A 12,166-nucleotide genomic window follows, 5' to 3' on the forward strand; every position below is an offset into this window, starting at 1 on the left:
TATGTGCAAGTGAATTTCATCACTAATAATAAGAAGATTAGTAATCATGCTAATAATCGAGGGAATCAGTGGACAAAAAAACAAATAAAAAAAGCCACGGCAGAGAGCAATAATCTGCAATGGCTAAGCGGATAAAATATAAAACGATACAGGAAATTTTATAATTATATTTAAATTCAATAACTAACGTTTTTTCTTGCAGCCTTGAACTGCTTTAAAGCGCGGGTTTGTTTTACAAATGACATACACCCGCCCACGACGGCGAACAATTTGGCAATCTGGATGACGGGTTTTTGCCGTTTTTAATGAACTCAGTACTTTCATCTTTATTTACCCTCTGACTGTAAAAAACGACCAAAGCGTTTCTGGAACTGTGCCGTTTTACCTTCCTGAGAAATCATTTTCTGTTTACCGGTATAAAACGGATGTGACTGAGAAGAGACATCAAGCGTGACATATGGAAATATTTCACCCTCATACTCGATTGTTTTTTCAGTTTTTATTGTTGAACCTACTTTAAAATAGGCGTCTGCACTTGTGTCATGGAAAACCACGGTGCGGTATTGTGGATGGATCCCCTGTTTCATAATAACCACCTAAATGTAATGTTATAATATAACAATACATTTTTTTAAAAAGCGATGCAATAACTTTGTCGACAATAATAATGATTATCAATCAATTAATTGTTTTATATGCATTAATCTCTTAGTTATTAGTCATGTCATTATAGATAATCTTTATTTGATACTGTGTTTGTCTGTTGATTGATAGTTTTATCGAGAAGTATCCCAATCAATAAGGACTCCTATGACATCGATACCCGATAGAACTCAGTGTGCAATTACACACAGACCTAATTCAACAGTACCCCCCTATACCACCAGTCCAGCCTTGGAAAAAATAGCATCGATTAAAAATAACTTGCCACAGAGCACCCCCTATAATATTGGTAACAACATTTCTGTACTACCTAATGACGGCAGAACCAAAGGGGCGTCTTCATTTCATATAATGACGTCCCCCTCCAGCGATGATGTAGATGGCTCACTTTTGGGCAAACATACAGAAAAAAGAATTCCTGGAGATCAATTCCAATTAGCTACTGCTTATTCAAATAAATTTAATATAGGGAAAAAAGAACCGATAACCTATTTTGATAGTGTCACAGTTATTGGTGACAGCTTATCTGACTCTGAAGGAAGGATGCATAAAAAGTCGTGTGGATTACTCACTAATGCTAACCAATACTATGATGGACGGTTCACTAATGGTTTTACATGGCCTGAGTTTCTCACCATGCCAAATACGATGCTAAGCCATTCCGGTAAAGGTAAAGTTACACTCACGAATAAGTCGGAAGGTGGCTCAACTTGTGCACCTTATTTTAAGTCCACACTTCACCCTCAATTTGCCATACTTTCAAATATCGAAAAACAAACAAGACACCTTAAGTTTGATGACAAAAGTTTAGATATTATTTTTCTTGGTGCCAATGACTATATGACCTTTTCGAAAAAAAATGTCAATGTTGTTATCTCTAGTCAAGAAAAAATAATCAAAAAAATGATCAAAAATGGTGCGAAAAATATTCTAGTGATGGGGCTTCCTGATCTATCCCAAACCCCTGCAATAAAAACCAGATCACCGAAAAAACAACGAAAAATACAAAATCTCAGCATAGAGCATAATAATAAGCTTCAGACTATAATTAACCAATTGAAATTAAACAAAAATATTAATATTAATTACTTTAATATTAATAACGTAATGAAAAAGATAACGAGTGTAGTTGGCGACATAAATAAAAACTCACCGGGAGCATATAATATAGAAAAAGCTTTTACTAATGGTTATATTCGCCGTGATAATACCGCCCCATTAGAAATTGACCCCCATTATGTTTTTATCGATGATGTTCATCCTACTCAGGAAGTCCATAACATTATTGCAATGGAATTGCATAATTTTATCTTAGAAGAGTACAACCCACTAAACAACAAAAAATAATGTTTTATTTATCAATCAAGGCTAGTAGGTATCTGCTAACTTTGATTGATAATGCGAGATAAAAGCGTGATTTTCTCACTTTGTTTTATCATGAGAAAATCAATAACTTATTTGACTTGCCTCCAAGCATTGCATGTTTGTCAGCTGTCTGTGGCTAGCTTCATGTGAATATAAAAATAAATATTAAATCAATAATTCTTTCATCAAATAACTTTTGTATAATCAGGTTAATTAGCACTTTCATTTATTATTTATCATATAGATACATGATACATAAATAACTAAAGGATGATGAAAATGTATTACGGCTTTGACATGGGCGGGACAAAAATTGAGCTTGCCGTCTTTGACAACGAATTAAATCAGGTCTGGCAAAAGCGTGTTCCTACACCCAAAGATGACTACCAAACGCTCTTAAATACGTTTCTCGAACTCACACTCGAAGCAGATGAAAAATTTAATTGCCAAGGAAAAGTTGGTGTTGGCGTCCCCGGTATCGTAAACCATGCTGAAGGAACCGTATTTACAACCAATGTCCCTACTGCACAATACAAACCTTTAATTCATGATCTTGCTAATATATTACAACGCCCAGTAAAAGTAGAAAATGATGCAAATTGCTTTGCATTATCAGAAGCTTGGGACCCTGACTTCAAACGCTATCCTACCGTCCTTGGTTTAATTTTAGGGACTGGTGTGGGCGGTGGGTTTATTATAAATGGCAAAGTTTTATCCGGTAAAAATGGAATCGCTGGAGAAATTGGCCATATGAACCTCAGCGTTCGTGGAGCCAAGCTGTTAGGGGAAAAAGTTCCTGAAATAACTTGCGGCTGTGGCCAAACTGCTTGTTTTGAAACCTACCTATCAGGCCCAGGCTTTGAGCGTATTTATTCCTCATTCACCAATGAAAAACGTTCCGCTATCGAAATTATCGAACAATATAAACAAGGTGATATTCAAGCAAAAGAACATGTTAACCGCTATATGTCATTACTTGCGATGTTTATGGGGCAAATTGTCACTGTTTTTGACCCCGATTTAGTGGTTATTGGCGGAGGTTTGTCACAGTTTGAAGAAATCTATAAACAACTACCAGAAGTGCTTCCACAATACCTTTATGGCATCGCAACACTACCTGCAATTGAAAAAGCACGTTATGGTGACTCTGGAGGTGCACGAGGTGCGGCATTCCTGAACTTGATAGACTAATCTTACTTTTTTGCGCTTCATAGATGCTTTAAACAGTGAAGCGCAAATTTATCACCTTAATCAACTCTATTCTCCCCATTTTGTACTTTAAACCCCCATTCTTTGTTTGAGAATGATTATCATCAACTTAACGATTAATGGTAAAATTCTCTCCTATCAATGCCCTGTTATTATCAATAAGACTTTAGGAATAACTTCACCAAATAAAACTGGATAAACAACCAGTGTTATAAGAAACTCCCAAAAAATAAAAGTGCTTATAGACTAGTCTGATACTGCTATTAATTAAAAAATATATTATTAAGTTAAATTATTTTATGGTGATAAATTAAACAAACGTTACTTTTCACGTAAACTCAATAATGTATTAATAATAAAGAGAAAACCCTATGAGTTTGTTTTTCCATAACAGTTTGATGTTCCCAACAATTATCTTTAGTGGTTTGCTAATCATTGTTTTATTTTATTGGTTATGTGCCGCTTTTGGTTTATTGGATATCGACGTATTTAATATTGATACCGAATTTGATGCCGGTATTGATGCAACCGGTTTTGCTGGCTGGTTAACTAAGCTTGGCTTAGCAGGGATCCCTGTCACCATTATTGTCACGTTATTTACTCTTTTTGGCTGGATAATCAGTTATTTCAGCGTACATATCTTTGTTCGCTTCATTGATACTGACTTATTACGCTATCTCGTCAGCTTCGCCGTTTTTGCGATCACCCTATTTATCTCTCTTCATTTAACTGCTTTGTGCTTAAAACCTGTGCGCAAAAAACTAATAAGCCTCAATAAACCAAAAACAGTACAACAGCTTATTGGTAAATACGCCACCGTGCGGTCAGGAGCGGTAACTGAACAAAATGGCGAGGCACTATTAGAAGATGGTGGAGCTGGGTTAATTCTACAAATACGCGCCCCATCCTCAGAACAGTTAAAACGCGGTGATCGTGTAGTCATCATTAGCTATGACGCAGCATCGCACAGTTATCAAGTTGTCAGTGAAAATGAATTTCGCCACGGATAACTTCTCTTTTTAAAAATAAATATCTTGCTTGCATAATCGAAATGACGTCATCGTCAGAACCAATGGAGAATCAATATGGACTTGGCTGCACTAATGCCCTTTTTAACAATTATCGGGGGGATCATCCTAGTTATTTTAGGGTTCTTTGGGTTATTCAAAGCCTTCTATATCAAAGTCCCACAAGGTACTGCTTTGATTGTCAATGACATGTCATCACAGCCTAAAGTGCATTTTACAGGGGCATTAGTTTACCCTGTCATCTACAAAAAAGAATTCATGCGTATTTCTTTGCTAACACTTGAAGTTGATCGCCGCGGTAAAGATGGCTTGATTTGTCATGATAACTTACGTGCTGATATCACCGTTGCTTTCTATTTGCGAGTGAATGAAACGACGGAAGACGTGCTGAAAGTTGCAAAAGCTATCGGTGTTGACCGTGCATCAGACCATCAAGCGGTCAGCACGTTATTCAGTGCAAAATTCTCTGAAGCCTTAAAAACAGTAGGTAAGCAACTGGATTTAGCCACTTTATTTGAAAACCGACAAGACTTCCGTGACCGCATTGTTGATGTGATAGGAAAGGACCTTAACGGCTATGCCCTTGAAGATGTAGCTATTGATTACCTAGAACAAACACCTAAATCAGCCTTAGACCCAAATAATATCTTTGACTCCGAAGGTATTCGTAAAATTACTGAAATCACCGCAATTCACAATATTGAGACCAACCAAAAAGAGCGTGACCAAGAGCTCGCAATTCAAAAGAAAAACGTTGAAACCCGCGAAGCAAGTTTAGCTTTAGAGCGCCAACAAGCCGATGCCGAAGCTCGCCAAAAACGTGAAATTGATAATATTCGTGCCCGTGAACAAGCTGAAACTTTACGTGTTCAAGAAGAAGAACGCCTTAAAGCAGAGCAAGCGCGTATTCAAACCCAGCAAGAAATTGAAATCCGTGAAGAAAACCGCATGCGTGAAGTTGAAGTCGCTCAACAAAACCGTACTCGTGCTGTAGCTATCGAAGAAGAGCGAGTGAGCCGCGCACGTGAGCTTGAAATTGTTGCCCGTGAAAGAGAAGTTGAATTACAGCGCATAGAAAAAGAAAAAGCACTCGAAGAAGAACGCAAAAATATCTCCAATGTTATACGTGAACGTGTAGCAGTTGAAAAAACCGTGGCACAGGAAGAGGAACGAATCAAAGAAGTTCGTGAAGTCTCTGAAGCTGAACGTATGCGCCAAGTCACAGTGATTAATGCACAAGCAGAAGCGGAAGAATCGTTAGTTCGCCAAGTGAAAAAAGCCGAAGCCGATGAAGCCAGTGCTAAGCACCGTGCAGAAGAAATAAGCACCATGGCACAAGCAGAATTAGAAGCATCAGCAAAACAAGCTGAAGCCAAAAAACGCTTAGCTGAAGGGGTTGAAGCTGAACATGCGGCATTAGGTTTAGCAGAAGCTCGAGTTCGCCAAGCAACCGCAGAGGCGGAAGAAAAAGAAGGTCTTGTTCTTGCCAACATTACAGCTGAGAAATTGTTAGCGGAAGCACGTGGGCTGAAAGAAAAAGGCTTAACAGAAGCTCAGGTAATGGAAGCCAAAGCCAAAGCAGAACAACAACAAGGATTTGCTGAAGCGAAAATCCTTGAAGAGAAATTAGCTGCTCAAGCTCGTGGTGAAGAACAACAAGCCAATGCCAAAGAAAAACTAGGCTTGGCTGATGCGAAAGTACTGGAAGAAAAACTGGCAGCACAAGCTCGAGGAGAAGGCCAATTAGGTTCAGCACAAGCAGAAGTTATCCGCCAACGCTTGAAAGCTGAAGCCGATGGTTTAACTGACAAATTTAAATCTATGGATCATCTCAGCGATACCGCTCGCTCTCATGAAGAGTTTCGTATGCGCCTTGAGAAAGAATTTGAACAAGCCATGGCATCTATCGACGCCAATAAAGAAATTGCCCGGGAGCAAGCTGATGTATTGGCTGCAGCGCTTAGCAAAACCAATATTGAAATTGTGGGCGGTGATGGCAGCTTCTTCAACACCTTCTCTAAAGCACTAAGCCTCGGAAAAGCCGTTGATGGTTTTATGGATAAAAGCAGTTTCGCAAAAGAAAATGTTGAAAAACTCATTAATCGTAGCAAAGAAGACAAAAAAGTTGATATTGCCGCATTATTGAAAAACCCCGAAGTTCAAGATCTTATAAACGGTTTTATGGCAGCTAAAGGGGCTAATCAGCCAGCAAAAACGGTTATATCAAAACCGATTCCACCAACGGATGACCAACTGTAAACCTTTAGCACATTGGGGTAGTGAACCTACCCCTATTGTTTTTCATTTTTATTGTCTTAGTTAAGGGAATTCGCTGCGCAATGTCAGATATTCAGGATACGGATCGCGAACAAGAAATACTCGATAGTGCTGTTGCAGAAGGTGGTGCTTATGAAATATTACGCAAACGCCTGACCGACCAAGGGCAACAACTTCATCAAAAAGCCGCTCAACTCAATGAAATGCGGTTGGATGAATTCGGCCAGAGCCAAATGGACATCATTGGCCGCATTCGCATTCGTACTGAAAATAATTGCCAAGCAAGGGACATTGTCCGCGTTGGCGAGTGGCTTTTATTTGGCTATAACGTATTCCTCGGCCTAAAAAAAGAAACGCACCTCGAAGATGTATTTTCACTATATCGGTTAATTGAAAACGACAATGAGTTTGATGTTGAAGCAGTCCCTTATGAAGATACCTTCTTGAGTGATAATCGCTTTGTTCAAGATTTTACTGAACTCTATACCTATTATAAGAACACACAGTTACTGCAACTTGTTGAACGGGACGGCAAACTTCTTGCTAGTTTTCAAATTGGCGATCGCATCACGGACGTGCGAGTTTTTCGCTGGTCAATCTCCAGCGACAAACGCAAAATTGAGTATATTGATAACCGGGGTGAACGCGATATCGCTCTCCCACCAGCCTATGACTTTGAATGGCAAAAAACCACGCGAGAAGACACCGTTAACGGCCGATACCCTCACATAAATATTCTTGACACAGTATTCATTGAAACTATCGGCGGTGATTTAACCATCAAGTGTGAAAATAACACTGAAGATGGTTTGGGGATTTACCGAGAAGCGGTTCTTGATAAAAACCAATCACTAGACGACGCCCAAATTGAATACGCACAAACTGGCAGTTTAATTATCTTAAAAGTTTTACCTTATCGGGAAGAAACTTGGCGTTATTTAGTTTACAACACGTTATCCCAATCCGTACAACGTATTGATGCTATTGGGCAAGCGTGCGTCCAGTTACCAGAAGACCACGGTATTATTTTCCCTGGCGGTTACTACTTACAAAATGGTGATTATAAAACGTTTGAACAGCCTATGGATGGAATGCGTTTTCGCCGTTTACGTCGTTCCCCAAATGGAGAGGATGTTCTATATGTTTTCTATTCACCAAATCAAGGTCGTATTGCCCTATTCAATTACAATTTAATTGAACGAACACTTTCAATTCCACTCATTGGGCATGGTTATGCCATGCTGGAAGATGGAAAAATGGTGTTATTTGAAGGCGAAGGGGAAGAAGCGACTCGCGTTCACCCAATGCAAGTTTGGCAGACCCCATTTTACTCAGAAGAGTTTGCCGACAAACAGCCTACTCGTAGCGGTTTTTTAGGCCGTATAGGTAATGCAGACTTAGTTCGTGGTATTTCTGAAATATTGCATGTATCCAAAGAAATAGAAGGCAGCCAAATTTCTATTGCTCGCTACGAACAACTCAGCCAACGAGCAAAAAATTTACTGGATATTTATTACTGGTTTGGTGATGAGCAATGCCTTGATATTGGCAAATTGCTTAAAGAAATCACTCAAACAAGTGAGCTCGTCCTTGATGAATATGAAAAGGTCGAAAGCATACGGCAGCAATCTGCCAAATCAATGAATGAAGCCATCAGCCGCCAAAAATCACTGCTTTCATTAACATTGCCTGAAAGTTGGGCTGATATTCAACAATTTGTTGATGGCTTAAATGCCCTAAGTGCTCAACGTGGGCACTTGATTTCACTGCGTGAATTTCGCTATATGGATTTAGAAAAACTTAGCGAAATGGAAAGCGAAATAGAGAAAAATCAACAATATGTATCACAAGAAACCGCTGTTTTTCTTGCTAGTGATAAAGCGTTACAGCCCTTTAAAACACAATTAACTGTTTTCGAAGAACAAATAGAAAAAGCCCAAAACAGTGCCCAGTTAGACATTCCCATGAAGGATATGGAAAAAATGTCTGCTGACTTAGATATGCTTTCAAACCTAATGGCATCACTAAGCTTCAACGATGTTACACAACAAACCCACATTATTGATGCTATTTCGCAAATCTATGCTCAGCTAAACCAATCTCGAGCTCGTTTACAACAAAAACGAAAATCACAAAGCAGTGTGGAAACAGTCGCTCAATTTGGCGCACAATTTCGCCTATTCAGCCAAGGCATTACCAATGCTCTGTCTCTTGCCACTGATCCTGAACGTTGCGATGATCAGTTATCAAGATTGCTTGTTCAGTTAGAAGAACTCGAAAGTCAATTTAGCAATCATGATGAATTTCTTGATGATATTTTGGCTAAGCGGGAAGAATTACTCGAAACCTTTGAATCTCATAAACAAGTTCTTATTGATGACCGCCAGCGCCGCGCACAAAATTTAGTCACTGCTGCAGACCGTCTACTAGACAGCCTGCAACGACGAACAACTCGTTTACAGTCTCAAGATGAACTCAATGCTTTCTTTGCCTCAGACCCTCTGGCGCTTAAAACCCGTGAAATTATTGAAAAATTAAGGGAAATTAACGATAACGTTAAAGCTGATGATATTGACGCACGTCTGAAATCTTCTCGGGACCAAGCCATTCGAGTTTTACGTGATAAAACAGATATTTTTGAAAATGGTGGAAATGTCATTAAGCTCGGGCGTCACCGGTTCAGTGTAAATACCCAAGAGCTGGACCTCACCATTTTACCGAAAAATGAACAACTATGGGTTTATCTCACCGGGACAGATTTCCAAGAACCAATAGAAAATGAACAACTATCACAGCTAAAACCTTATTGGAGCGCCTCATTAGAGTCTGAATCTGATACGGTTTACCGCGCGGAATATCTTGCTTATTCAATTATCTATGCAGCAACAAAACGCCAAGAAGGGCTAAATTTTGATATCCTAAAAAACGCATTAACATCAACGGAAAAACTTGAAAAAATTGTCCGTGATTTTGCGAGCCCACGTTATAAAGAAGGTTATGAAAAAGGTATTCATGACCACGATGCTGTTGCTTTACTGAAAAAACTACTGCCAATCGGTGAAAGTGCTGATCTATTACGGTATAGCCCAACAGCCCGTGCTATCGCAGCTATTTATTGGCAACAAGTTCAAAATGACGATTTTCCTGCACTATGGCCTGAACGTGCAAGAACAGCCATGAATATTCACCAATTATTCCATAATGACAATGCATTACTTGACCTACAAGCCGAAATCGAAGCGGGAATTAGCTTGTTTTTACAAGATAACCCCATTCAATGCCAAGCTTATGAGCAGACTCAAGCCGCCGAATATCTTAGCTTTGCACTTGCAAGAACCCCGATAGAACTCGTCTATAGCAAATATGCAAGAGAATTAGTTTTAGCACTCCAGAGCCGCTTAGAAGAAGCCCATATGTGGGGAGATTTTAATCGCTCACAACAAAATTTAGGGGCTCGCTATGCCCAGCGCTGGTCATTAGTTCAAAACTGGTTACAAGGGCTGTGCTCAACCCCTGAATTTTCTCACCTTGTTCCATACATACCCGGCGCTATTGCCATTATTATCTTAGATAAAGCGGCTTCCGCTCGCTTTAGTGAAGCTGACCTTTACTTTAAAGTTAACGGGTTACTTGGCGAACATGCGACCATTGAAAACCAAACTCTATCACTGAGTTTAGATAACTACTTCAGCCGTATGCGAGGGCAACGGAAACGTTTTATCCCCGAATTTCGTCAGTATCAAGCACTGCGCCAACAGATTGTTACTGAAGAGCGTAGCCGTTTAAAACTGCATGAATATAAAGCAAAGCCATTAAGTTCTTTTGTACGTAATAAACTGATAAACGATGTCTATTTGCCTATCATAGGCGATAACATGGCAAAACAAATTGGGGCTTTAGGGGAAGGTAAACGCACTGACCTCATGGGGCTACTCTTAATGATCTCACCACCAGGGTACGGTAAAACTACCTTAATGGAATATGCCGCAGACCGTTTAGGGCTAATTTTTATGAAGGTCAACGGCCCTGCTCTTGGTCATGATGTGCTTTCTCTAGACCCTGAACAAGCGCCTAATGCAACGGCAAGACAAGAGCTAGAAAAACTCAATTTAGCTTTAGAAATGGGTAATAATGTGATGTTATACGTTGATGATATTCAGCACACTCACCCTGAGTTTTTGCAAAAATTTATTTCCTTATGTGATGGAACAAGACGTATTGAAGGCGTTTGGAAAGGCAAAACCAAAACTTATGATATGCGGGGTAAAAAATTCTGTGTCGTTATGGCAGGTAACCCCTATACCGAGTCAGGGGAAGTTTTCCGAATCCCTGATATGCTTGCAAACCGCGCTGATATTTATAACCTTGGTGAGGTATTAGGTGGTATGGATGAAGCATTTTCCCTGAGCTATATAGAAAACAGCCTGACATCAAACCCAGTATTAGCCCCTCTTGCATTACGAGACCTGAACGACCTGTACTTATTTGTTGATAAAGCGATGGGTAAATCTGTCTCTACCAACACTTTAAGTTACCCGTACTCTGATGCAGAAATTAATGAAATCACATCGGTAATCAGTAAATTAATCAAGTTACGAGATGTTGTATTGAAAGTGAATCAACACTATATCGCCAGTGCAGCACAATCCGATAAGTACCGGACAGAACCCGCATTTCGCTTGCAAGGTAGTTACCGTAATATGAATAAGCTCAGCGAAAAAGTCTCTTCCGTTATGAATAATGATGAACTTGAAAGATTACTAGATGACCACTACTTGGGTGAGGCACAGCTGCTCACAACCGGCGCAGAAGAAAACTTACTCAAACTCGCTGAGTTACGAGGAACACTTACCGAAAAAGATGCAGCACGTTGGCAACAAATTAAGAAAGACTTTATGCGTAATAAATCTTTAGGTGGTGATAATACAGATATTGGTGATCGGGTTGTTGGTCAGTTAGCGTCGCTTGTTGAAAGTGTACAAGCGCTGGGTAACCACTAATGAAATATTTACAAGGGCATCCTCGCATTAAGCTATTAGTCTGCATTGTCGCAATTTTTATTGCGGTACAGCTTATTAATAGCTTAATGGCTGGGGGGTTAACTTCATTCGGGATTATACCTCGCACTATGACCGGGCTCATCGGTATATTCTTTGCCCCATTTATCCATGGTAATTGGGGGCACTTATTCAGTAATTTACCGCCATTTATCATACTAAGTGCCCTATTACTGCACCGTACTATTAAGGCATATTTGCTTGCATCACTATTTATTATTGTTGTTGGGGGTTTTGCTGTTTGGTTATTAGGTCGTAATGCTATTCATATCGGTGCCAGTGGTTGGGTTTTTGGTTTATGGGGCTTACTCATCGCCCAAGGTTTTTTCCGCCGAAGCTGGGTTGATATAGCTATCGCGTTATTAGTGCTATTCTATTTTGGCACAATGGCTAGCGGCTTATTACCGACTCACTTGTACATCTCAACTGAATCCCATATAGCAGGGGCTATTGCTGGGGTCATCTATGCATGGCTAAGTCATCGTTTCCATCAAAAAACCCATAATCTCTCACCTTAAATAGTATCCCAACACAGTTGTGACTCATTTTTTGTAATTTATCTAAATT

8 protein-coding genes are annotated in these 12,166 nt (G+C 39.6%); 6 read left to right on the forward strand and 2 right to left on the reverse strand.

Annotated elements, in window-relative coordinates:
- Positions 1 to 183: 183 nt before the first annotated feature.
- Together ykgO and M1F25_RS00050 are read right to left on the reverse strand one after the other, a co-directional pair.
- Entirely contained in the window at positions 184 to 324 is a 141-nt protein-coding gene (ykgO, locus tag M1F25_RS00045) for a type B 50S ribosomal protein L36 (RefSeq protein WP_004906260.1), read from the reverse strand.
- Between the two features lie 2 nt (positions 325 to 326).
- Positions 327 to 587: a type B 50S ribosomal protein L31 gene (locus M1F25_RS00050; protein ID WP_004906261.1), complete on the reverse strand. Its 261-nt coding sequence runs from the start codon at positions 585 to 587 to the stop codon at positions 327 to 329.
- Between the two features lie 223 nt (positions 588 to 810).
- Here M1F25_RS00050 and M1F25_RS00055 point away from each other — a divergent pair, with 223 nt between their 5' ends.
- From M1F25_RS00055 to M1F25_RS00080, 6 genes are all read left to right on the forward strand, one after another.
- Complete coding sequence (locus tag M1F25_RS00055) at positions 811 to 2,010, forward strand: SGNH/GDSL hydrolase family protein (protein ID WP_181488937.1); 1,200 nt, start codon at positions 811 to 813, stop codon at positions 2,008 to 2,010.
- A 297-nt stretch (positions 2,011 to 2,307) separates the two neighbouring features.
- Positions 2,308 to 3,219, forward strand: coding sequence for an N-acetylglucosamine kinase (gene nagK, locus M1F25_RS00060; protein ID WP_094962017.1), 912 nt, complete (start codon positions 2,308 to 2,310; stop codon positions 3,217 to 3,219).
- A 389-nt stretch (positions 3,220 to 3,608) separates the two neighbouring features.
- Positions 3,609 to 4,247, forward strand: coding sequence for an OB-fold-containig protein (locus M1F25_RS00065; RefSeq protein ID WP_181488939.1), 639 nt, complete (start codon positions 3,609 to 3,611; stop codon positions 4,245 to 4,247).
- 75 nt (positions 4,248 to 4,322) lie between these two features.
- Positions 4,323 to 6,524 (forward strand): flotillin family protein, encoded by a 2,202-nt coding sequence (locus tag M1F25_RS00070; protein WP_094961989.1) that lies wholly within the window; start codon positions 4,323 to 4,325, stop codon positions 6,522 to 6,524.
- A gap of 80 nt (positions 6,525 to 6,604) precedes the next feature.
- Positions 6,605 to 11,542 (forward strand): DNA repair ATPase, encoded by a 4,938-nt coding sequence (locus M1F25_RS00075; protein WP_181488941.1) that lies wholly within the window; start codon positions 6,605 to 6,607, stop codon positions 11,540 to 11,542.
- Positions 11,542 to 12,117 (forward strand): rhomboid family intramembrane serine protease, encoded by a 576-nt coding sequence (locus M1F25_RS00080; RefSeq protein ID WP_096863656.1) that lies wholly within the window; start codon positions 11,542 to 11,544, stop codon positions 12,115 to 12,117. Before M1F25_RS00075 ends, M1F25_RS00080 begins: the two co-directional genes overlap by 1 nt.
- Positions 12,118 to 12,166: the final 49 nt, after the last annotated feature.

The organism is Providencia sp. PROV109, assembly GCF_033681625.1.
Taxonomy (GTDB): domain Bacteria; phylum Pseudomonadota; class Gammaproteobacteria; order Enterobacterales; family Enterobacteriaceae; genus Providencia; species Providencia hangzhouensis.

What these genes read in the sequence shown, in the direction of transcription:
- M1F25_RS00075 (WP_181488941.1), top strand. Translation starts at nt 6,605, where the DNA reads ATGTCAGATATTCAGGATACGGATCGCGAACAAGAAATACTCGATAGT.
- M1F25_RS00070 (WP_094961989.1), top strand. Translation starts at nt 4,323, where the DNA reads ATGGACTTGGCTGCACTAATGCCCTTTTTAACAATTATCGGGGGGATC.
- M1F25_RS00055 (WP_181488937.1), top strand. Translation starts at nt 811, where the DNA reads ATGACATCGATACCCGATAGAACTCAGTGTGCAATTACACACAGACCT.
- M1F25_RS00050 (WP_004906261.1), bottom strand. Translation starts at nt 587, where the DNA reads ATGAAACAGGGGATCCATCCACAATACCGCACCGTGGTTTTCCATGAC.
- M1F25_RS00065 (WP_181488939.1), top strand. Translation starts at nt 3,609, where the DNA reads ATGAGTTTGTTTTTCCATAACAGTTTGATGTTCCCAACAATTATCTTT.
- nagK (WP_094962017.1), top strand. Translation starts at nt 2,308, where the DNA reads ATGTATTACGGCTTTGACATGGGCGGGACAAAAATTGAGCTTGCCGTC.
- ykgO (WP_004906260.1), bottom strand. Translation starts at nt 324, where the DNA reads ATGAAAGTACTGAGTTCATTAAAAACGGCAAAAACCCGTCATCCAGAT.
- M1F25_RS00080 (WP_096863656.1), top strand. Translation starts at nt 11,542, where the DNA reads ATGAAATATTTACAAGGGCATCCTCGCATTAAGCTATTAGTCTGCATT.